Origin of the sequence: Pedobacter sp. Bi27, from assembly GCF_918698255.1 — a bacterium.
Taxonomy (GTDB): Bacteria; Bacteroidota; Bacteroidia; order Sphingobacteriales; family Sphingobacteriaceae; genus Pedobacter.
This window is the reverse complement of the sequence record NZ_CAKKMW010000003.1, coordinates 247,263-270,759: the sequence shown is the minus strand read 5'-3', so window position 1 is coordinate 270,759 and position 23,497 is coordinate 247,263. Positions and strand designations below refer to the sequence as shown.

At 38.1% G+C, this 23,497-nt stretch carries 22 protein-coding genes; 5 read left to right on the top strand and 17 right to left on the bottom strand.

The features are described from left to right. Position 1: 1 nt before the first annotated feature. Complete coding sequence (locus tag LQ227_RS11315; protein WP_230144463.1) at positions 2-1,297, bottom strand: c-type cytochrome; 1,296 nt, start codon at positions 1,295-1,297, stop codon at positions 2-4. Positions 1,298-1,552: 255 nt separating this feature from the next. After that, on the bottom strand, positions 1,553-2,533 hold the full coding sequence (locus tag LQ227_RS11310) for a deoxyhypusine synthase family protein (protein WP_055903284.1): 981 nt from the start codon (positions 2,531-2,533) through the stop codon (positions 1,553-1,555). 552 nt (positions 2,534-3,085) lie between these two features. Here LQ227_RS11310 and LQ227_RS11305 point away from each other — a divergent pair. Continuing rightward, positions 3,086-4,216, top strand: coding sequence for a BamA/TamA family outer membrane protein (locus tag LQ227_RS11305; protein WP_230149401.1), 1,131 nt, complete (start codon positions 3,086-3,088; stop codon positions 4,214-4,216). 343 nt (positions 4,217-4,559) lie between these two features. On the opposite strand, the gene LQ227_RS11300 is transcribed toward LQ227_RS11305, so the two are convergent. From LQ227_RS11300 to LQ227_RS11265, 8 genes are all read right to left on the bottom strand, one after another. Beyond that, positions 4,560-5,036, bottom strand: coding sequence for a hypothetical protein (locus LQ227_RS11300; protein WP_230149399.1), 477 nt, complete (start codon positions 5,034-5,036; stop codon positions 4,560-4,562). Positions 5,037-5,141: 105 nt separating this feature from the next. After that, entirely contained in the window at positions 5,142-5,465 is a 324-nt protein-coding gene (locus tag LQ227_RS11295; RefSeq protein WP_230144460.1) for a YbbC/YhhH family protein, read from the bottom strand. A gap of 60 nt (positions 5,466-5,525) precedes the next feature. Beyond that, the gene (locus LQ227_RS11290; RefSeq protein ID WP_230144459.1) at positions 5,526-5,978 is read right to left on the bottom strand and encodes a hypothetical protein; all 453 of its coding nucleotides are present in this window, start codon (positions 5,976-5,978) and stop codon (positions 5,526-5,528) included. Between the two features lie 144 nt (positions 5,979-6,122). Next, on the bottom strand, positions 6,123-8,498 hold the full coding sequence (locus LQ227_RS11285) for an outer membrane beta-barrel family protein (RefSeq protein WP_230149397.1): 2,376 nt from the start codon (positions 8,496-8,498) through the stop codon (positions 6,123-6,125). A gap of 37 nt (positions 8,499-8,535) precedes the next feature. After that, entirely contained in the window at positions 8,536-10,089 is a 1,554-nt protein-coding gene (locus LQ227_RS11280; protein ID WP_230149396.1) for an N-acetylmuramoyl-L-alanine amidase, read from the bottom strand. Continuing rightward, the gene (locus LQ227_RS11275) at positions 10,086-10,454 is read right to left on the bottom strand and encodes a BlaI/MecI/CopY family transcriptional regulator (RefSeq protein WP_108197999.1); all 369 of its coding nucleotides are present in this window, start codon (positions 10,452-10,454) and stop codon (positions 10,086-10,088) included. The genes LQ227_RS11280 and LQ227_RS11275 overlap by 4 nt, the downstream gene beginning before the upstream one ends. Positions 10,455-11,229: 775 nt before the next feature. Then, positions 11,230-11,901: a DUF1345 domain-containing protein gene (locus LQ227_RS11270; RefSeq protein ID WP_230144456.1), complete on the bottom strand. Its 672-nt coding sequence runs from the start codon at positions 11,899-11,901 to the stop codon at positions 11,230-11,232. Between the two features lie 4 nt (positions 11,902-11,905). Next, positions 11,906-12,688 (bottom strand): O-methyltransferase, encoded by a 783-nt coding sequence (locus LQ227_RS11265; protein WP_230144455.1) that lies wholly within the window; start codon positions 12,686-12,688, stop codon positions 11,906-11,908. Between the two features lie 44 nt (positions 12,689-12,732). Here LQ227_RS11265 and LQ227_RS11260 point away from each other — a divergent pair, with 44 nt between their 5' ends. Continuing rightward, a complete protein-coding gene (locus LQ227_RS11260) occupies positions 12,733-13,596 on the top strand; it encodes a transglutaminase-like domain-containing protein (RefSeq protein ID WP_230144454.1) in 864 nt (287 codons plus the stop codon). A gap of 15 nt (positions 13,597-13,611) precedes the next feature. Next, the gene (locus LQ227_RS11255; protein WP_230149394.1) at positions 13,612-14,733 is read left to right on the top strand and encodes a glycoside hydrolase family 18 protein; all 1,122 of its coding nucleotides are present in this window, start codon (positions 13,612-13,614) and stop codon (positions 14,731-14,733) included. Here LQ227_RS11255 and LQ227_RS11250 read toward each other — a convergent pair. From LQ227_RS11250 to LQ227_RS11225, 6 genes are all read right to left on the bottom strand, one after another. Then, positions 14,728-15,210 carry a CAP domain-containing protein gene (locus LQ227_RS11250; RefSeq protein WP_230144452.1) on the bottom strand — a complete coding sequence of 161 codons (483 nt, stop codon included), beginning with the start codon at positions 15,208-15,210 and terminating at the stop codon, positions 14,728-14,730. The two genes, LQ227_RS11255 and LQ227_RS11250, sit on opposite strands and share 6 nt — an antisense overlap. A gap of 69 nt (positions 15,211-15,279) precedes the next feature. Further along, positions 15,280-16,107, bottom strand: a complete 828-nt coding sequence (locus LQ227_RS11245) for a glycoside hydrolase (protein WP_230144451.1) — start codon at positions 16,105-16,107, stop codon at positions 15,280-15,282. A gap of 400 nt (positions 16,108-16,507) precedes the next feature. Then, positions 16,508-17,347, bottom strand: coding sequence for a DUF4595 domain-containing protein (locus LQ227_RS11240; RefSeq protein ID WP_230144450.1), 840 nt, complete (start codon positions 17,345-17,347; stop codon positions 16,508-16,510). Between the two features lie 40 nt (positions 17,348-17,387). Next, positions 17,388-18,302: an alpha/beta hydrolase gene (locus tag LQ227_RS11235; protein ID WP_230149392.1), complete on the bottom strand. Its 915-nt coding sequence runs from the start codon at positions 18,300-18,302 to the stop codon at positions 17,388-17,390. A gap of 10 nt (positions 18,303-18,312) precedes the next feature. After that, a protein-coding gene (gene prfB, locus LQ227_RS11230) for a peptide chain release factor 2 (protein ID WP_131030342.1) occupies positions 18,313-19,387 on the bottom strand; the annotation gives its coding sequence in 2 pieces (ribosomal slippage) (positions 18,313-19,326 and positions 19,328-19,387; 1,074 coding nt in all). Between the two features lie 159 nt (positions 19,388-19,546). Next, positions 19,547-20,851, bottom strand: coding sequence for an amidohydrolase (locus LQ227_RS11225; RefSeq protein ID WP_230144448.1), 1,305 nt, complete (start codon positions 20,849-20,851; stop codon positions 19,547-19,549). A gap of 50 nt (positions 20,852-20,901) precedes the next feature. On the opposite strand from LQ227_RS11225, the gene LQ227_RS11220 reads away from it, so the two are divergent. Continuing rightward, entirely contained in the window at positions 20,902-21,075 is a 174-nt protein-coding gene (locus tag LQ227_RS11220; protein WP_230144447.1) for a hypothetical protein, read from the top strand. A gap of 13 nt (positions 21,076-21,088) precedes the next feature. On the opposite strand, the gene LQ227_RS11215 is transcribed toward LQ227_RS11220, so the two are convergent. Further along, on the bottom strand, positions 21,089-21,598 hold the full coding sequence (locus LQ227_RS11215) for a hypothetical protein (RefSeq protein WP_230144446.1): 510 nt from the start codon (positions 21,596-21,598) through the stop codon (positions 21,089-21,091). 157 nt (positions 21,599-21,755) lie between these two features. Here LQ227_RS11215 and pgi point away from each other — a divergent pair, with 157 nt between their 5' ends. Continuing rightward, positions 21,756-23,402: a glucose-6-phosphate isomerase gene (gene pgi, locus LQ227_RS11210; protein ID WP_230144445.1), complete on the top strand. Its 1,647-nt coding sequence runs from the start codon at positions 21,756-21,758 to the stop codon at positions 23,400-23,402. Positions 23,403-23,497: the final 95 nt, after the last annotated feature.

Genomic DNA, 23,497 nt, shown 5'->3' with positions numbered 1-23,497 from the left:
ATTAATAGTGGCATTTACCACACTCTAAACCACCCAATAACGCTGGTGTAATTTTCTCGCCTTTTTTAATCTTCTCGTGCGCTTCGATAACCTTAGCGTAGAAAGCATTATTTTTCTGACCAGAAATATCTGTTTCCTTATGGCAGTTAATACACCATTTCATGGTTAATGGAGAATATTGGTAAATTTCTTCCATTGTATTAACCGGACCGTGACAAGCGAAACATACAGGTTCTGTTGGTTGTAATCCTTTTGCTTTACGGATTGCATCTTCTGCAACAACTACGTGTTGAGAGTGATTGAAGTAAGCAAAATCAGGAAGGTTGTGTACACGTACCCATTCCATTGGTTTAGCTTTACCTTCATCATATTTCTGTGTTTCAGGATCGTAACCTAAAGCATTGTAGATTTTTTTGATCTCAGGAGAAATCTCACCATCATATTTATCTCTTGCCTGAACAGCTTTATGGCAGTTCATACAAACGTTTAATGATGGAATAGTTGCATTTTTAGATTTAAATGCCCCATTGTGGCAATACTGACAATCGATCTGATTGATACCAGCGTGCAACTCGTGAGAGAATTTAATTGGCTGAACTGGTTGGTAACCGGTGTGAACACCAGTGTTCCACATGCCCATCCAACCCCACGAACCTAAAGCGATGATTAAACACAAGATAAAGAACATTACAAATTTCTTGTTTTTGAACATCTTGCGCACACCAACCTTTAATGGCACATCTTCTTCAATCTCGATGCCTTGTTTTTGTAAAATCAGGCGCTCTAACAATTTAGAAGCACGACCCAAGATTACTAAAATAACAATCGCTAATACAACAATGGCTACAATACCTGCAATTGACAGACCTGAAGTAGATTCATCTTTTACTGCAACAGCACCACCTGCAGGAGTAGCTGCTTTTGGCTCACCTTCTTTAATGTATTGTAAGATGTCTTTAACTTTTGTTTCATCCAATTCAGGAAAAGAAGTCATTGGTACTTTTCCATTGTCATTGAATAATTTAACAGCCTCTGGATTTCCAGATGCCACCAATCCCTGAGAATTAGGAATCCACTTTAAAAGGAATTCTTCTGAATGGCGATCGCTTACACCAGTTAAGGCTGGACCAACCAATTTAGCATCTAACGCATGGCACGAAGAACATTTTGCTTTGAAAAGCGTTCGTCCCTCTTTAGCATCCTGCGCATTTACGGTAGAAACCGCTATTACGGAAATTGCTGAAAATACGAATAACGACTTCCAAACGCTTTTTAAAATCATCGAGATATCTCTCATAATGAACACTTTATACTTATTTAATTTACTTTTTGTTGTGAAATTGATGCTGAACTAGGGGTAGCCCCACCAAAACTTGAACAAAAGTATAACTTATTAATAAATCCCATGACATAATAGTGACTGGAAATACAATTTATAATCATTCTAAACAAATGTCGTTTCAAGCCATTCAGGCAATAAAAATGCCCATTTTTGATATGTTATCTCCAATGGGCATACTAGAAACCAATTTGGTTTATTTATTTTTTATGATTATTGTTTTAATATCCAGGCAAACATCAGCGGTGCAACAATTGTTGCATCACTTTCTACAATAAATTTTGGCGTATTAATATCCAGTTTACCCCAGGTAATCTTTTCGTTCGGTACAGCACCAGAATATGAACCATAAGAAGTGGTCGAATCTGAGATCTGGCAGAAATAACTCCAGAAAGGAATATTTTCCATTTCCATATCCTGATAAAGCATTGGTACTACACAAATAGGAAAATCGCCGGCTATACCACCACCAATCTGGAAGAAACCAATTCCTTTGCCTCCGCTGTTCGCAATATACCAGTCGGCCAACCAACCCATATATTCAATACCGCCTTTTACAGTAGTTGCGGTAAGTTCTTTTTTCATCACATACGATGCAAAAATGTTTCCCATGGTAGAATCTTCCCATCCCGGAACTACAATTGGCAAATTCTTTTCAGCCGCAGCAAGCATCCATGAATTTTTAGGATCAATTTCATAATATTGCTCTAAATCTCCGCTTAAAAGCATTTTATACATAAATTCATGCGGAAAATAACGCTCACCTGCAGCTTCGGCATCCATCCAGATTTTTTGAATGTGTTTCTGCAAACGGCGGAAAGCCTCTTCTTCAGGAATACAGGTATCGGTAACACGGTTGTAATGGTTTTCTAAAAGGTCCCATTCATCCTGCGGACTTAAATCGCGATAGTTTGGTACACGTTTATAATGTGAATGCGCTACCAGGTTCATAATATCTTCTTCAAGGTTTGCACCAGTACAAGAAATAATAGCCACTTTATCCTGGCGAATCATTTCTGCAAGTGAAATTCCCAATTCTGCAGTACTCATTGCACCAGCAAGTGTGATCATCATTTTACCACCTTCATCTAAATGCGTTTCGTATCCTTTAGCCGCATCCATCATTGCCGCAGCATTAAAATGGAGGTAATTACGCTCCATAAACTGAGATATTGGTCCTCTTGTATTGCTCATTTCGTTTTGTATTATTTGCCGCAAAAATAGGTATTTAGGCCGAAAGGTAAAAGCGTTTTACGCTTGAGGCATGGCGTTTAGCATTAAATTAGTCCAAAGTCCATAGTTTTCAGTCCCAAAGTCGATTAAAATCATAAAGCGCATTTCCCTTGCGATTTTCATCCTGAACGTGGCCGAGGGGTCTTTTTTGAAAAGCAGTTGCTTAGCCCCTATTAAGGGTAGTCCGCTTTTCGGTACAAGTCCTTCCCGATGAATCGGGATGCCTCACCTGCGGGCTTTCCCCTTCAATCCGGTTTAGATGGTGGCAGGCATTGCTTCGAATCCTAGCGATCGTCATCTCGACTGAAGCGCAGCGGAACGGAGAGATCTATCTCGAGGTAGATTTCTCCACTGGGTTGTACTCCGCTCAGGCGTTTGGAGTTGAGATTGAGCAGTCGCCAGGTACAATTAACCAATTTAATCTGTTAACCAATAACTAGCAGTTTGAAGTACCAATCAACAAATGAACCATCGACTAATGAACTATAACTAAATTTCCTTTTCTTTGTGACAATGAAAAAATATTATCTAATTATTTTACTTGCGCTCATTTCAGGAAGTTCGTTTGGACAGATGAAACTGATCAAAAAGATGCTCTCAAACGAAAAAGATACTACACGTAAAGCAAGCTTTTTACCTCTACCAGCTTTTGGCTATAGTCAGGAAACAGGGTTTGAATTTGGCGTTGGTGCCATTTATTCATTTTACATAGATCGTAAAGATACGCTGAACCGCAGTTCGAACTTCGCCTTGAACACAACCTATTCTACCAAAAAGACGGCTAATTTTATGCTTAAGGGCGATGCCTGGACAAAAGGAAACAAATATCATTTTATCGGCGATATCCGTTTCAAAAATCAGCCTTTCAATTTTTATGGTATTGGCAACAATGCAATAAAGGCAAATGAAGATAAACTAGACCAACGGGTATTTAAAACACTTTTCGATGCGGAAATGAATACTTTGCCGAAGGCTTATACTGGTATTTCGCTAGGTTTTGAGAATTACCGTTTTATAGACAAGGAAATTGGTGGTATTTACAGTACAAATCCTCAGATTTTAGATAAAGATGGTGGCTCGGTAGCCTGGATCGGTGCATCGCAAAGTTACGATACACGTAACAGCAATAATTACCCAACAAAAGGCTTTTTTGGTAGGGCAACCTACCAATACGCACCCGATTTTTTTGGTGGAGAAAGTTTTAATGGCTCACAGATTAAGCTAGATCTCCGTGGTTTCTTTAGCCTGGCACCAAAAGTAGTTTTAGGGGTACAGGGCATTTTTTATACCATTCAGAGCAAAAGCACCCCATTTTACCTGTTACAACAGTTAGGCAACGACCAGATGATGCGCGGTTACTACAGTGGCCGCTATCGTGACGAAAACCTGATGGCCGCTCAGGCCGAAATCCGATACCGTTTTATGAACCGTTTTGGCATTGTCGCTTTTGCGGGTACTGGTAAAGTATTTGCAAATGGCCAGTTTAATACAGATGGGCTAAAACCAAACTTTGGTGTTGGTGGGCGTTACTTTTTCGATCCGGCAAAAGGTTTGAGTGTTCGGTTAGATTATGGCATTGGCGAAAAATTGCCAAACGAAAAACGCCAGGCCGGGTTTTACATCAGTTTGGCGGAAGCGTTTTAAGAATGTGTAATGTATAATGGAAAAGGGGTGATGGAGGAGGCCCGTACTATCATCCCGTTCCTTTTGTCATCCTGAGCGTAGTCAAAGGATCTTTACCGCAGATTCGTACAGATAAAATTATTGCCACGGAAACACAGAAGCACGGAATTAATCAGTTCTAACTGTAACTCAGTAAGTCTACTTTTTTTAACATATTAATACAAATAAGTTGCTCCGTAGTTGGATCGTAATGCAATAAACTTTAAGATTCCTGCTTGCGCGGGAATGACCACTATTCTTTTCACAACCTGTCATTGATAGTGAACTCTTTTAATGATCTTTGAAGAGTTATGGATTAGATACTTTACTTTACGAAATAAAGTTTGCCTGCTTCCTCAAGTTCAGTATCCGCTTCATCGTCAAATTTAAATTTATAAATTCTCCATTTATCCTTTGCTTTATAAAAGATGAAGATAAATCTTATTGGCTGTATGTCATGCTTTACCAAGAAACTATAATAAACTAGACTTTCCCCAATTCGTTGTTGAGTGATGGACTCATATCCTTCGTAGTTTCCTGCTATAACCGTTAACTTTGCTAACCTTCCTTTTAACTCACTCAGTTGTTCTGGAGACGCACCGGAGGCTGCAAAGATAAAATCTACTGCTTTATCTGACCCATCATTTTTGTATGTTTTAAAAAAAACATCTAAAGTTGACTTTAGTATTTCCTCGCTTTTAGGATAACTAGTCGCTTTAACATTTTTATCATCGACATCCTTTGATGAGCAGCCACTAATGAGGAAAACCAACAGGAAAAGATATGTTATTTTATTTTTCATTTATTATTGTGAAAGACATTAGAAGAAAGAGCTGTAAACTTACGAATCAAAAAGGGAATGATTTTTAGAAAAATTGCTAATTCTTAATCCTTAAATTACCTTTGGTTATTTCCCATGATAAAGCGCCAAAATCTTCCCGTCAGACTTCTGTATTTCAATATGTGGAACACCACCATTCATACCTTTTTCTAAGGTCCCATCAACCATCCAAATTTTGCCATCCTTTAATGTTGGAACAAAAGGTTTCTTTTTAAGCACTTTCTCTCCATAAATCCTGACAAAAAATATCTGTGCAAGTTGAACCGCGGTTGTGCTATCAGGAACATAACCTTGGTTAGGATCCCATTCAATATGATCCTCTTTGTGAGCACAATCTGTAAATAAAACTATCGATAGTATAACTAAGAATAACTTTCGGATGACATGCATTTATTTTTATAATTTGATTTACCATAAAAGGTAATATTTTTTTGCACTTATAATACAAAATCAATCTATAATAACTAAAGTAATATCCTTGATGGAAGCTTTATACTGCGACAAGTGTCCTCTTTGTTTAGCATCAATTTTTCCATGCAATATCACAGTTTTATTGTACATTTTTTTGAAACTTTCTTCTTTTCCAAAAAGATCTATCTTAGTTTCAGTTGATACTAAAGGACATTTTAATATGAAAGCATCATATTCAACCCACAATGCATTTTCACTATTAATATGAAATCCTTTTGCATACAGTGCAGATTCTTCAAATCCCGATTTATATTTTCCTTTAATCTCTACATATTTACCATCATACATATCTATGTTTATCAAAAGCTTATCCATCTCTACCTTACGATATGTTATATCTTTATTACATACACTTCTGTAAATTTCAGGTTTCAATGAGCAGGATGCCATCCCCATTACCAAAATGTATAATAAATTTCTATAACGACTCATTACAATTTAATTTAATAATACCTGTATAAATGTAACCAGAAGATGCCTACATTCCGCTACCGATGAAAAATCGGTATACTCTGGTCGAAATAACGATTTATTCTACAGCCGCCATTTCCCAATCTTGCCTTACATTTCTCATCATCAATTACTCCTCTTCCGCTCCTCTTCATTACCAGGCTTCCTATCCTGCTGTTTAATTTTTTCATTGCCAAAATTATAACGGAAGGCAATCTTGAGTTGGCGGCTATCGTAATAGTTATTGTATTCCTGCCTGATGTTGTTGACCAAACTGTTAAAACGGTATTGATTGGTTTTTAAAACATCGGTAGCGGTAATGGCCAATTGGATCTTTTTGTTAAATAATAAGACTTTTATACCCAGATCGAGGTTGTATTGACTTTTATTTTTGTTCAAGCCATCAACGGAGGGAAATTGATACCAGAAACTGGCTTCGCCCAAAATAGTTTTCGATGGGTTAAAAACAAACTGATTTAAGGTAGAAAAATAAGTGCCAAATCCATTCAGGTTACTCACGGTTTGCATGATACTGGAATTTGATCTATTATAAAAAACATCAACCTGATTGATACTTTCTAACCATTTCAACACATTAAAAGTAACTGCATTGCTGAACTGATAATGATACCCTGTAATAAAGTTAACAGGTTTGGCTGCCTGAATATTAGTGCCAGCATCAATAAAATTTACATCATTAAAGCCGTTTGTGGTGTGACTAAAAGATAGTGTTGTGGTGAAGACATTGTAAGTGTGAGAAATTTCGATGTTATCGTTATAAGATGGTTGCAAAAAAGGATTTCCTTCAGTATAGGCATATTGGTTGCTATACCAGCGGAAGGGATTTAGTTTACGGTAAGCAGGTCGGTTGATCCGACGGCTATAATTAAGCGCAAAAGTGCTTTTATCATTTGCACGATAAACAATGTAAAATGTAGGGAAAAGACGGAAATAATCATTTCGATTCTGTTCATTAACGGATATGCCATCAATCTGCGTATATTCTCCCCGCAGCCCAGCTTGAAAACCCCAGTCCCTTATGGTTTTATTATAATTAACATAGAGGGCCTGCGTATTTTCCTGATAATTAAAAAGGTTGGTTTGGCCAGGGTCTAATTCGTAAATTGCATTACGGGCTTTGTAAAAGGCAAGATCACTCTGGTTATTGATAAAGCTCAGTTTTGCACCGAAGGATAACTTAAAGGTTTTATAGGGCAAGTCTACATCAGCTTTTAAAGTATATAAATCTATATTTTGTTTGCTGGTTGATAGGTATTCAACAAAAGAATTCGGAATAACCCCTCCATTTTGGAAATAACTTGTATTGTTGAAAAACCTGTTTTTATCATCATTATATTTAAACCAATCGCCGTTAATGGTCAGTTGTTTTCCTGTAGAATCCAAGGCCTGTTTTAAATAAATATTGGCCGAATGATAATGAGACCTGATTTTGGCATTGGCATCAGAATTCAGCACCGAATCTAAATTACCGGTCTTTTTATAAACAGTGGTTTTAATATTTTCTTCGGAATGGAAGTTAGTTAAACCACCGTTATATAATAAACCCAATACTGTTTTTGGGGAGACCTGATAATCAATGCCGATCTGTCCGCTGGGTACTGTTCTAAAATTCCGGTCTTTATTTACAATATCCCAGGTCTGTGCAGGATAAAAAATGGTACTTTGTTCAAACGGCACAAGAGATCCTTTTCTGATATTGAAATTTGAGGAGAGCGTAATTTTATTTTTCCGAAAACTCAAATTTCCACCTGCAGATGCCGTTGGATGAGTAGCTTGTGAAAAAATAGTATTAACCGACACCCTAAAGCCTTCGGCATTAACTTTCTTCAATACAATATTAATTAATCCGTTATTTCCCTGGGCATCATATTTTGCCGGCGGATTGGTAATCACTTCAATCTTGGCGATATTGGCTGATGAAATTGATTTTAAATAATTCGACAATTCATCATCTGATAAGGGCACCAATTTATCGTTAATCATGATGTTAACAGCACCTTTGCCTACTAAAGAAACCTTATCATTCAAAACCCTAATACCAGGCACTTTCGAAAGCAGTTCCAAAGCATCTGTTCTGATGGCAGAAATACTGTTCTCGACATTAAAGACCGTCCGGTCGATCTGTTTTTCTATTAAAGCTTTTTTAGTATTGATCTGGACATCAGTAAGCTTGTTTGGATTTTCCTGGAGCTGAATATTGATCACTGTGTCAGCTACTAAAACCAATGACTGATTAACAGCTTTAAAATTGAGTATAGAATAAACAACTGAATATTTTCCAGTTTGCAGATTTTTAAAGGTGTAAAAACCTAAACTATCTGTTTGGGTATAGTTTACGCTGTTTTGAGGACCAGAAATTTTAACGGTAGCAAAAGGTATCGTTTTATGTTCCTGATCGGCTACCCTACCAGAGAGTTTGAATTGGGCCCGAGAAGATAAAACAGAAAACAATACAACAACAAAAAAAAGAAATTTCAGCATCTATTAGTTTAAGGCTGTATCATATAGCTATAATTTATTAACAGCCGCGTTTCGAAAAAGCTACAAATCCATCTAAAATCAAATTGCTGATTTTTCGGATATTTTTTTCCTGATTGATATAATCAAGCGTCTTACTGTCTGATATATTTCCAAGTTCAATTAAAACTGCAGGTATTTTAGATTCGCGGAGCAACAAAAGGTTTGCGTTTTTTAATGAATCTCTTACTTCCATCCCTTTAAGCTGTTTCAGATTGCTTAAAATTCCGGCACCAAGATCTTCCGCAGTTTTAATATTGCTGTTCAGTTTCGAAACATAAACTTCAATACCACCGAAAGGTACAGCCGCATTTGCAAGCGTTGCATTATGATGGATGGAAATAAAAGCCGTAGCCTCCTGTTTTGGTAAACGATCGCGAAGTGAAATAAACTGGTCAGAATTTCTTGTTAATATTACTTTAATCCCTCTTTTTGCTGCTTCTTCCTTTAGGATTTTTACCGCCCTTAGATTTAAGTCTTTTTCCTTTTGTCCATCCAGGGCACTTACAACTCCATCTTTTCCGCCATGGCCGGCATCAATAACCAAAGTAGGTTCTACTTCATTAAAAGCAGTATTCGGATTAACCTTAATATTGCTGTTTAAATAGTTCATCGCATAAACATTTGGCTTTGTCGGCGCATCTGCAGAAGCCTGGTTCCCTACTGACGTTTTCTCAACAATAATTTCTTTGCGGTTTATAAATGCCATACAGCAGATCATTAAAACGGGAACAATGGCTAAATAGGCAAGCTTTTGCAGCTTGGCGTTTGGTTCTTTATACAACATCATGATTCTATTTTTTAGTGGAAGTTTACTAAAACTATTAATGGCTAAATTTTTAGCTGGCATAGCCAGATTTAAAAGTAAAGAAGCATAAACCTTCTTATCTGCAACTTTCGAAGTTTCACGGTCGGCCAGAAATTCGTGGTTATGATCGATCGCATTCCGCCAGAAATAAATAATGGGGTTAAACCAAAGGATTGCGGTAACGAAATTGACTAAAAGTTTGTCGACAGCATGCAACTGCTTCACATGAACCAATTCGTGTTTAATTACCAGGTTCTTTTCTTCGGGCTGCAAAGAGGAGTCGACAATAATCTGGTTAAAAAATGAGCAATTTTTTATGGTCGATTTCGCATCAACCAGGATAACGGCTCCGTTTCTGTCTATGGCATGTTTACGCAATTGAATCTGGATGCATATCATCATAAAAAGCATTCTAAAAACAAGAGCGGCTAAAACCAAGCAATAACCATACATGAGTACTTGATCCCAGTTGATGTTAGTGCTAGCAACATTACCTTCATCTACAAAATCCCGTTCAACAAAACCATCGTTGCTGTAAGCTATTTTTGATGGGATCTCCTGGCTGGCAACCATTACTTCCTGACGGTTTTCGACGGTAACTGCCGGAATACTAAAACTCAACACCAGCATCATTAATAAATAAGCACGGTTAAGGTTGAAAAACGTGAGTTTAGCCAGTAAAAACTGATAGGCTGCAAAAAAGATTACGGTACAGGCCGATACCTTTAATAAGTAAATTAAAATCATGGCTTTGGATCTTGGTTAATGATTTTTTTAATTTCTTCTATATCCTTTTCACTTAGTTTTTCTTCTTTTACCATAAACGATAAAAGGCTGGTTGGAGAATTATCAAAATAACCTGAAAACAATTTCGAAAAGGTAGTTTTGGCATATTCATCTTTTGTAATCGCCGGAAAGTATTCGTAAGTTTTGCCATAGGCCTTATAATTAACATAGCCTTTCTTCTCTAAAAGCCTAACAATTGAGGAAATGGTATTGTAAGGTGGCTTAGGTTCTTCTTCCAGTTCATCAATAATATCTTTCACAAATGCCTTTTGCAGTTTCCATAAAACCTGCATAATGCGCTCTTCTGCTTTGGTTAATTCTTCCATACCCAAACCTATAACTTATTCCTCAGTTTTACAACTAAAAAACAAGTTATATTACTGAAAAATCAGTTTAAAATAACAAAGTGCTGATTTACAGCCAGATAAATCGTTGTGAATTTCAATTGAAAACGACCAACATGTGATTCTTGGCAAGTGAAGCCCTGCCATTCGCTATAGCCCGATGAAACCTGTGAAACAAGCAAGCACACCATAAAAACAAACGAATCGTGCTTAAATTCGGGGCTACCGCTGCTGTCAGGTTTATAATTAAAGGACTGCCGCTAGCATGGCGCATAAGGCGTCCACCCTTGGTATCTAAACCTGATCGAAGTGGTTCCGGTTCTTCACCGGAAGGAACGGAGAGCGGGACTGAAGACCGCCAAAAGAACTGGATTGCTCATTTCCAAATCCTAAACATTAACATCTTTTATTGAAAACGAAGGGCCCGTGGTTCTTGGCAAGTGAAGCCCTGCCATTCGCTATAGCCCTCATGAAAAAATCGGGGCTACCGCTGCTGTCAGGTTTATAATGAAAGGACTGCCCCTAGCATGGTGCCTAAAGGCATCTATCCTTGGTACCTAAACCTGATCGAAGTGGTTCCGGTTCTTCACCGGAAGGAACGGAGAGCGGGACTGAAACCCGCCAAAAGAACTGGACTGCTCGTTTCCAAAATACTAAAATTTACTATAGCGTCGCCCACACCAGGGCAAACTTACGAAGTTCGCCTGTGCTTTGGCCTTCCTAAACTTCGTAAGTTTGCCAAAGCCTTCGCTAAAACTTATTTGCTTAACCCAGCCAATGCATTAATGGTTAACGCCACAATTACGGTATTAAATATAAAGGCGATTAAACTGTGTAAAAGGGAAAGCCGTCTGATCTTCCGATCTGAAATTTCTACATCAGAAACCTGGAAAGTCATGCCGAGCACGAAAGAAAAATAGGCAAAATCAATAAAATCGGGTTCATCATCTCCAGGAAATTCAAGTCCTGTTCCTTTTTTATTTGAATGCCCTTTCTTATTATCGCCATAGTAAAGATGTGCATAACGCATGCTAAAAGTAGTATGTACCAAAAACCACGATAAAAACATACCTGTTATGGCTACCACTAAATCGAGTGGTTCAATATCTTTATTAATCAGCAATAAAATTACGGCAAGCAAACCAGCAAAAGTAGAAACCACCACAATAGCAAAAATTTCACCTCGGGTTTCATCCTGCATTTTCGCTTTAAGATGCGTTTCGGCAGCGGAAGTATGAAAAAACATATACCAATGAAGGGAAATTAGGATTAAACAAAATATATCCCAACCGAACATGATATGTGTAAGCACACTCATTTTAAAAAAAAGCGAAATCAAATAAAAAGCAACCCCTAAAAAAAGACTAATCAACAAAATAAACAACGCTGACCGTTTCTGGATACCTTCTAATTTCGGCTCGATTTCCATTATCTTAAAATTTAAGCTTAAAATGTTCTTTTGCCTGTCCTTTTTTAAAGTAAACCAAGCCGATCCAGAACAGATCTACTGTTATGGTAACATCAGGATGGTTTTTAATTTCAGCCCAGGCTTCTTTCATACCTTCGCTCCAATAAATATCGTCAAAAATCAACAGTGAATCTTCATTAACTTTAGGCAAACACCAGTTAAAATAGCTCAGGGTAGCATCCTTGCGGTGATTACCGTCAATGTAAACGAAATCTAAACTTGGTTGTTTGGCAATAATATCGGGTAAAATCAAATCAAAATTGCCCACATGAAGCTCGATATTCTCTAAATTTAGATCCTCGAAATTTTTCTTCGCCACCTCTGCTGTTTGCGGGCAACCTTCAATGCTAATTACTTCTGTATCAGGATTTGTTGTGGCCAGATAAGCTGTTGTAATGCCAAGGCAGGTACCTAATTCTATAGCACTTTTAGGATTTGTATTTTTCGCCAACCTGTAAATCAGTTTGGCCAAGCGAGGACTTTTCAACGCATTCTTCGCAATCTGGCTTACCTTTTTTGTACGGTTTTTATTGAGGTGAGAACCCGCACCAAGGTCTGTAACGGTGATTATCGAATCGTCATTAAAAAGTTTTTTTCGCTGTTCTTCTATGTTTTTGTATTCAGATTTGTCGGTAAAATCGTAAATTACCTCATCAGCGAGCTTGTACACGAATGGTGAGTGCGTTCCATGTCGGCTTTTTGCTGTTAAACGGTGTTTAAGGTAATCTGTAATAAATTGAAATAGCATAATATTGCAAAAGTAATTAAACACTGCAAACGTAGGTATGTTTTATGGAAAATAACGCAGAGATAAGTGCTTTAGTAAAATTGTTGGATGATCCTGACGAGGAAGTTTTCCATCATGTAGAGAAGAAACTGCTTGAATATGGTGGCGAAGTAATACATTTTTTAGAAAATGCCTGGGAACAGTCTTTTGATGGCTTGTTACAGGAGCGAATTGAAAACATTGTTCATCAGATCCAGTTTAAAACGGTTAAAGAAGATTTAAACTTATGGTATTTAAGTGGTGCTTTTGATTTATTGCAGGGTGCTTTGATTATTAACCGGTACCAATATCCGGATTTAGATGAGCAAAAGGTAATTAACCAGCTGGAAGAAATTAAAAGAGATATCTGGTTGGGCCTTCAGTATGAAATGAGTTCGGTTGAAAAAGTTAAACTGATCAATCACGTTTTGTATCAACAATATGGTTTTGGTGGCAATACGAAAAATCACCACGACCCTCAAAATTCTTATTTAAACCAGGTTTTAGAAAGTAAAAAGGGTAATCAGATTTCGCTGGCCATTATCTATTCTACCCTGGCACAGAAATTAGATCTGCCTGTTTATGGAATAAACTTACCACAGCACTTTATTTTGGGTTATATAGACGATAGCAAACAGGAAGGAAGCGAATATGGCGTGCTTTTCTACATTAATGCTTTTAACCGTGGCAATATCTTCGGCAAACATGATGTGGATCAGTTTCTTCGTCAGCTTAATTTAGAGGCGCTGCCCGAATATTACAGGCCTTGCAGCAATAGCGATATTATCCGCCGGGTAATCAGAAACCTGATTTCGGCTTATGAAAATGCAGGGGCTACCGATAAAGTTGCCGAATTGAACGAACTTCAAGATATTATTGCCGAAAAATAGTTTACCCAGATCCCCATGCACAAAAGAAAGCTTACCGCATCTACTGTACTGTTCTGCATTACAGCCATCATCTCCTTATCATTTTTGAGTACTCAATCAAAAGCTCAAAAAACAATTAAACCAAATGTTATTGCCTATTACACCGGACAAAATTCAGTAATAGATAGCTTTCCGATCGAAAAACTGAGTCACCTGATCTACAGTTTTGGGCACTTAAAGGGCGATAGCTTAAACATTAACTCGGCGAAGGATTCAGCCTTAATTACTAAAATGGTGGCCTTAAAACAACGGAATCCTGATTTAAAGGTGATGATTGCCATGGGTGGCTGGAGTGCCTGCAAAGATTGTTCTGAAGTTTTCAGCAGGGCTGAGGGACGAAAAACATTTGCCAAAACCACTAAAGAAATACTCGATTTTTTCCATGCCGATGGGATAGACATTGACTGGGAATACCCGGCAGTAGTTGGCTATCCTGGGCACAGATATACAGTTGACGATAAACATAATTTCACTTTACTGATTAAAGAACTCCGTAAAAAACTAGGTAAAAAGGCCGAAATCAGCTTTGCTGCAGGCGGTACAAAAAACTGCATCGATTCTTGTTTCGAATGGGATAAAGTAATGCCTCTGGTAAACCGGGTTAATGTTATGAGCTACGATCTGGTAAGCGGATATGCGACACAAAGCGGCCACCATACCCCGTTGTATGCTACCGCACAGCAATCTTTATCAGGCGATTACGCTGTAAAAGCTTTAATAGATTTAGGTGTACCCGCACAAAAAATTGCTTTAGGAGCAGCATTTTACGCCCGTATTTTTGAAAACAGCACCGATGCCAACCAGGGATTATACCAGCCTACCAAATTTTTAAGCGGTGTTTCTTTTAAGGATTTTAAAAAGCAGTTCACTGCAGAAAATGGCTATAATTATTATTGGGACGAGAAAGCCAAAGCCCCATATTATTATAATCCACAAACAAAATACCTTGCCACTTTTGACGATCCGAAATCAATTTCATTAAAAACCAAATATGTAATTGATCAAAAATTAAATGGCATCATGTTCTGGGAATTAACAGATGATGCTTACACAGATGGACTATTGGATGTGATTGATAAAACGATAAAAGAATTATAATGGATTACCAAAGGTTACAACCCAGTAATTTTGGGCCATGCCCACACCAGCTTCTTTACTATTAGCATCCATCATGGCTTTACAATGGCTTACACTATTTTTCCATGCAGCAATTACCTGATCTGCCTGACTATATCCCTTAGCTAAGTTTTCTGCTCTAAAATCACCTGTATAACCGGCATTTAATGCACGCTCCGCAGGAGTACCGCCTTCAGGAGATAAATGATCAAAATAGTTTTGTTTTGCCATATCTTTGGCATGAGTTATTGCGGCATTTTGCAGTTGGTTATTTAATGATAGGGTGGGTACCGGAGGCATGTATGCTGTGCCACAATTACACCCACTTTGCCTTAACAGATTAATTTTAGCAATTACCAAATTAACATCATTCTCTGGCACAGCCACTTCATCCTTTTTACACTGTGCAAATAAAATGCAGAGCAGTATACAGGCAAACATGCTTAGGCATTTTTTCATATTTATTTTATGCTACAAAAGGAGGTAGCTATAAAGCTACCTCCGAAAGTGAATATTTATTTTTATAAATTAAAAAGCTCTTTCTCTACCCATATAAACATTTTTACCGGTATAGAAAGTATTGCCAGAAGGGCCTGGAGAGCCGCTATCGCCTTCCATTTGCATATTAATGATTAGCCACATGGGTTTATTTACCGAATTACTCATGGTATGCTTGGCTACCCAAACGTTATCAATATAATAATGGCAATCTACATCTGTTGCACTTACTTTATTATACCAGCATTTGTAATTATGGTATGAGCCTGCGTTAGAAACTGCGGTGAGTTTATTCTCCCAACCACCATCATAAGTATTCTGCCAATTTGTGTTATTGCCCTTAAATTCCATAATATCACTTTCAGGTGGCCATGAATTAACGCCGGTAATCCAAAAAGCAGGCCAGGTTCCTTTACTGGTTGGTACAGCAAAATCGCCAGAAATGGTATAACTGGGAAACTGATCATTAATTACAACCTGTTGTTTGGCGTAACAGGCACCTGAATTGTACCAAATTGCAATATTGGTAAAACCATTGGCGGTACTGTTTCCTGGAGATGAAGCCAGGCGGGTGGCTTTAATGGTGAGAACACCTCCGCTTAACGAGAGCTGGTTATGATTTGAGGTACTCCCTACCATACGTGCAGAACCATTATGATCGGTACCCCAGGGATAATTATAATTCCATTGTGCCTCAAAATTAGTATAGTTGGCAAGAGAATTACCATCTATTAATGTTTCCCAGGCTTTAACCTGTCCGTTTTCTTGTTTAACTTCTTCTTTCTCTTTCTTACAAGATAGAAGCACCACAAACATGCATGTAAATAACATACACCATTTCATTTTTTCATTTCTCATTTTTTTTGAATTAGGTAAATATTTGGTTAATTGTAAGGCATTAGGATGTGATCAATAGACTGTAAATCAATAACTAACAAATACAAAAGATTTCAGTGACCACTGTAGGGTAGACAAGGTTGATTGGTATTTTTTCCATAAGATTTGGTTAGGTTATAATATCATCTCAATTTTAAATCGACATGCTTGTAAGCAAAGATATACGCGGGCTGATCAAAAAATGAGGGGCTAAATCGTAAAAAAAGAGTGGTAAAATGAGCGTTTTACATCATTTTTCTTAATACGGGTTATTTTCTGTTTCTGATGGTTAGGCGTTTAATTTTTATTGACGAAAAAAAAGCCCACAAAAACAAAAGCCTGATCATGGTTATGATCAGGCTTTCAATGAAATTTTTTATATCTATTTACAAGTATAATTTAAGCTATATTTTACATTGTAAGTATCCGTTTGAACTGGTCCACTGCTTGGATAAAAAGTAGAAAGCACCGAAAACGATACCGATGTAGCGTTTCCTTTTCCATCGTATTGATAACCGAAGGTATAAACAGCATCAGTAAAAGGATCACCATCACCGTCCACCGTTTTTGCTGTGCCTTTAAGTAATACATTTTTAGATTGTTTCCCAAAATATCCACCAGGGAAATAATCAACATGGTAAGAAAGTGGATCCGCAATCTCGTATGTGTTTACCGCATTTTCTGTTGAATATACATAGGTAGTGGTTTCTGTGTAGCCAAGGTGAGCATCAACTGAAACTGCTTTTACTAAATTGCCGTTAGCATAAGTTAAGTTATCAGTTGTATTTAATTCTCCGTTTAAATAATTTTTCACCTGAATTAAATAACCATCTGCGTTGTAGGTGTATTTTCTGGTATAACTATAACTAACCCCACCTCCACTAATAACGCCATCACTCCCACTCGATATTGCCCTTCCATTTTCCAAAACGATTTCAGACACATTCCCATCCCCATCAGTAGCGGTAATTTTATTTGCCGTATATACATAATTACTCGTCTGACCATCGGTAGTGGTTGCTTTCGAAATCCTACCAGAAGCGTCGTAAGTAAAGTTAAGCGTGTAAGTGCCTAAAACATCAAGATCAGCCTTTAAACTGGCTAGCTTGCAGCCATTTCCATTAGGATCAAGCTTGGCATTCCAATTAATTTCTTTTTTACAACTTGCTATTGATATGATAGCAACAAAAGCTACCATAACATATTTAATTGTTTTTTGCATTAAAATTTCCGGTTAAGAGGTTAAAATATCAGCAAAGATATTAAAATTTCTCTTTTTTCATCCAGTCAGCCAACAAGTTAAACCAATCTACATCCGAAGTTCTGTTGATTAAGCCGAAACCGTGACCACCTTTCTCGTACAGATAAATATCGGTATCTACCTTATGCTGCTTTAGTGCCTCATTCATTAAAACACTATTTTCGAAAGGAACAGTTTTATCATCTTTAGCATGCACAAAAAAAGTTGGAGGTGTTTTCCTGGTTACATTTTTATTGGCTGAGAAATAATGTTTTAAACTATCAGCAGGATTTGGGCCCAATAAATTCTTCATCGTACCAGTGTGTACAGATTCTTCAAAACTGATTACAGGATAAATTAATGCAGCGAAATTTGGCCTAAGATCTATCTTTTCCGGATCGGAAATCTTAAGATCGTTATAATGGGCAACCAAAGTTGAGGCAAAATGCCCCCCGGCAGAAAAGCCCATAATCCCGATTTTGTTGGCCTTAATCCCATATTTTTTTGCATTTTTCCTGATCAGGTAAATGGCCTGCTGTGCATCCTGCAATGGGCCATAAGTTTTATCAACCATAATCTGATCGCTCGGTAACCGGTACTTCAATACAAAAGCCGTAACTCCAATTGCATTAAATCTTTTGGCTACATCGGTTCCTTCATGGCTAAATGCCAAAGCGCCATAACCACCACCCGGACAAATAATTACTGCAGTTCCTTTAGCAATATTTTTAGGTGCTTCGAAAACCGTAAACGTAGGTACCGATACTTTGGTAACACTCAGGGTACCATTTGCACGTACTTCAGTATTTTCTACATAATCAGCAGGTGTAGTTTTAGCGCCCGGAATTTCACCTGAATATAACGGTACAACTTCTTGGGCACTCGAATAGTTAACTGCCATAAACAATAACATGATAAGGATGGATGATTTTGCCATTTGTTTTAGATTAAAATTCCATTAAATATGCTTTTAAAAACCCGTTAATATCGCCATTCAAAACCGCATCAGGATTGGAGGTTTGATAATTGGTCCGGTGATCTTTTACCCTTCTATCATCCAACACATAACTTCTGATCTGCGAACCCCATTCTATTTTCTTTTTCGATCCCTCTACCGCAGCAATTGCTTCGTTACGTTTTCGTTCCTCAATTTCATACAATTGAGATTTTAATAGCCGGATAGCATTCTCTTTATTCTGTAACTGCGATCGCGACTCCTGATTTTTAATAATAATACCCGAAGGTTTGTGGTATAAACGTACAGCTGTTTCAACTTTGTTTACGTTTTGTCCGCCTGCTCCACCAGCCCTAAATGTTTCGAATTCTATATCAGCAGGATTAATATCAATCTGTATGGTATCGTCAACCAGGGGATAAACATAAACAGAAGCGAAAGAGGTATGCCTACGGGCGTTCGAATCGAATGGAGAAATCCGAACCAAACGATGCACACCATTTTCGCCTTTCAGATAACCATATGAGAAATCGCCATCAAACTGAAGCGTTACCGATTTTATACCGGCAACCTCCCCTTCCTGGCTATCCTGTTCGGTAATTTTATAACCGTTCTTTTCTCCCCACATCATATACATGCGCATCAGCATATAAGCCCAATCACAGCTTTCAGTTCCACCAGCTCCAGCTGTAATCTGTAAAACGGCAGAAAGCTGGTCTTCCTTGCTACGGAGCATGTTTTTAAGTTCCAGTTCTTCTACGGCAGTTTTACTGATCTCGAACTGGTCTTGCAGCTCCGCTTCCGAGGCATCGCCCGATTGAAAAAACTCAAACATTACCGCAGCATCTTCAACAGCATTATTGGTTTGGTTAAAGCCATCCGTCCATTTTTTCTTTGAACTGATTTCGGCAAGAATTTTTTCTGCTTTTTTAGGGTCGTCCCAGAAATCGGGAGCCATTGTTAATTTTTCTTCTTCGCGGATGGCGTAAAGTAGCTCATCAACGTCAAAGATACCTCCTCAGCGACGTTACTCTGTCCCTTAAATCCTGAATATTTTCTTTGGTCATGAAACAAATATATAAAATCGCTTTGAGCATAGTGCATGGCGGAAAGCGATTTCAATTAAACAGCCCCCTTTACTGTTTGTTAATCAATTTTATTTTCTTTCTTAATCCATCAGGCACCATGACTAATTAACCAGTGACAAATGAATTAATGAACCACCCTTATTTCTTCATCGACATGTAATCTAAAGTAAGATTAGATAATAATTTAACCCCTAAAACAAAACCGCCTTCATCAAGATAAAAATCCGGTGTGTGGTGCGATGCTGCTTTTAAAGGATCTTTACCTTTTGGCATTCCTCCTAAAAACACAAATAAACCTGGTACTTTTTCCTGAAAGAAGGAGAAATCTTCTGCGCCTGTAACTGGTGGTTTTAATTTCACGTGATCCTTACCTGCCGTCGATTCCATGCTTGGCAACATCTTTTCGGTTAGCGCAATGTTATTAAAAGTAACCGGATAATGGTTGCTATAAGGGATTTTGACTTCTGCTGTTGCACCGCCTGCTTCAGCCGTTTTGGTTACGATGGTTTTAATCCTTTCGATAAACATGGCCTCATCTTCCTTACTAAAGTTGCGTACCGTACCTAACATTTCTACCTTTTCGGGAATAATATTCGACCGTACACCACCATTAATAGCACCAATGGTAACTACACCTGGGTTTTCGGTCACATTTAAATTCCTGCTTACTATGGTTTGCAGGCTATTGATAATCTGGGCTGAAACCACCACCGGATCGATACTGCTCCATGGATAAGCCCCATGTGCCTGACGGCCAGTAACGGTAATTTTCATATCGTTTACTGCTGCCATCGTCCCCCCCGGGCGGTAAGTTACATCGCCAACTTCGGTTTGAGAATTGATGTGTAAACCGAAAATTACATCAACTTTAGGGTTTTCGAGTACGCCCTCCTTAATCATTAATGCAGCCCCACCTTCATCTCCAGCAGGCACACCTTCCTCAGCGGGTTGAAATATGAATTTCACCGTCCCCTGGATATCTTTTTGCATAGAAGCCAGCACTTCTGCTACGCCCATTAAAATAGCCACGTGACTATCATGTCCACAGGCATGCATTACGCCAACCTCTTGTCCGTTATACTGGGTTTTTACCTTCGAAGCAAACGGAACATCTACCCGCTCGGTAACCGGCAAGCCATCCATATCGGCACGCAAAGCCACAACTGGCCCAGGTTTACCTCCTTTTAGCACACCAACTACGCCTGTTTTGGCTACACCTGTTTTTACTTGTATACCCAAAGATTCTAAATGTTTTGCAATAATGCCAGCTGTTCTTACTTCTGTATTTCCCAATTCGGGATGTTCGTGAAAATCGCGCCTCCAGGTAATTACTTTTTGTTCGATGGCATCAGCTTTTTTTGAAACCAATGGCCTCAAATCTGATTTTTGGGCGAAAGAATTTAATGCCAGTAGGGAAAAACCGATCAGGAATATTTTCTTCATAAATGAATTATTTAGTTTAGGTGCCCTAAGCTAAACAATTTTAAGGAGAGATGGAATTTGGTCTTGCCAGAACAGACAACAACAGTATTTCTGCGGGCATCGACGCAAAGGTTTCCGGTATAGACTTTAGGATTGTCAACTTTAATGGCAGGTTTGCCATTAAAGTTGACAACTCTTCTCAAATATATATTTTTACAGGTGGATCTGAAGGAAATGAATCCTAAAAATCAGCAATATTTAATTAAACATTCCCTTTAGCTTATCCATAATGCCGCCACCTCCTGCCTGCCCCGGCTGCTGCGCCTGCCCACCACCATTAAACATTCCGACTACATCACTTACATCAAATTTACCATCATCACCGCCCAAACTTCCCAAAACATCTTTAATGTTAAAAGAGCTATCGTTCGGGTCGTTTGTTTTTTGGGTAAACTTGGCAATCAGGCCCGGAATAATACTTGCTGCCAAAGATTTCGCTGTATCAGCATTAATGCCCAAGCCACTTAATTTATCCATAAAATTCCCCGAAGCCTGCTCAGCAACCTGGGTACCTTCTGCTTTATTACCGTTAAATATATCGGTTAATGCACCAATATTACCTGATGACACCTGATCTTTCAGCGTATCGAAGATAGAACCCGATGCAGCCTGGATTACCGCTTCATTTTGTTCGTTCGGAATGGCAGTATTGTTTACAACACTTTCCTGGACGTTTTCACGCACCATATTATTTAAATTTTCTAACATAACGTAGAATTTAAAGGTTAAAATAATTAATGAACTAACAGGGATGGTGTATTAAAGTTAATGTGTTTAATCGACATTAAAAATTCTTATTCATTTAGAACATTAAAAAGACCATTTTAAATTTTTGCTTTATTACTTTTACAAAAAAACAAAGATTATGTTACCTAAAGTAAATTTCACAGAAACTGAGGCCTACAAGTATTTAGCCGATCATTTTATAGATATTAACCAAAAAAGCATTAAAGATCTTTTTGCTGAGGATGCAGATCGTTTCAATAAGTTTTCTGTTTTTTTTGAGGATATTCTGCTAGATTATAGCAAGAACCGCATCAGCGATGAAACACTAGCACTATTGATTCAATTGGCGCGCGAGTGTAAATTGGATGAAGCTATAAAATCGATGTACAACGGCGATAAAATTAATGAAACGGAAGACCGGTCGGTACTTCATATTGCCTTACGTAATTTAAGCAATACGCCAATTTTAGTTGATGGTAAAGATGTGATGCCCGAAGTAAATGCAGTACTGGCTAAAATGGAGAAATTTAGCAACAGCATCATTAGCGGCGAATGGAAAGGTTATACAGGCAAGGCCATTACTGATGTGGTTAATATTGGTATCGGTGGGTCAGATTTAGGCCCAGTAATGGTTACCGAAGCGTTAAAACATTATAAAAACCACTTAAACATTCACTTTGTTTCGAATATTGATGGCACACACATCGCCGAAACATTAGCAGATTTAAATGCCGAGACAACATTAGTCTTGGTCGCATCAAAAACTTTTACCACACAAGAAACCATGACGAACGCACACTCTGCACGCGCTTGGTTTTTGGATAAAGGTGGAAAAGAAAGTGATATTGCTAAACACTTTGCTGCATTATCAACCAATGCGAAAGACGTATCAGCTTTTGGTATCGATACCGAAAATATGTTTGAGTTTTGGGATTGGGTTGGTGGCCGCTACTCATTATGGAGTGCTATCGGTTTATCCATCTCACTAAGTATAGGCTTCGATAATTTTAAACAATTGTTAGCTGGCGCCCACGCAACTGATAACCATTTTAAAACCGCTGAATTTGAAAGCAACTTACCTGTAATTTTAGGTTTGTTAGGGGTTTGGTATATCAATTTCTACAATGCAGAAACACAGGTTATTTTACCTTACGACCAATATATGCACCGTTTTGCTGCGTATTTCCAACAGGGAGATATGGAAAGCAATGGTAAACACGTAGATAGGAACGGTAATGAAGTTGATTATGAAACCGGACCGATTATCTGGGGTGAGCCCGGAACAAATGGCCAGCATGCCTTTTATCAGTTAATCCACCAGGGTACCAGAATTATCCCAGCCGATTTTATTGCTCCGGCACAGAGCTTAAACCCACTAGGCGATCATCATCCAATTTTACTATCAAACTTCTTTGCACAAACAGAAGCTTTAATGAATGGTAAAACCGAAGAAGAAGTAACCGCTGAGTTAAAGAAAGAAGGCAAATCTGATTCAGAAATTGAAAAAATTGCGCCGTTTAAAGTATTTGAAGGCAATCGCCCAACAAACTCTATCTTATTGAAAAAAGTAACGCCATATACTCTAGGTAGTTTAGTTGCCATGTACGAACATAAGATATTTGTTCAGGGAATTATCTGGAACATCTTTAGTTTCGACCAGTGGGGAGTAGAACTTGGCAAGCAATTGGCCAAAAAAATTCTTCCAGAGCTGGAGGGCAGCGAAAAAGTTTCGAGCCATGATAGCTCTACCAACGGCTTAATTAACCAATACAAGGCCTGGAGATAAAATATATTAAAAAAAGCGAGTGTAAATACTCGCTTTTTTTGTTTAAATCCATAATTTAGGCCATCCTTATTATTCTTCACGCTGGTGAAAAATCC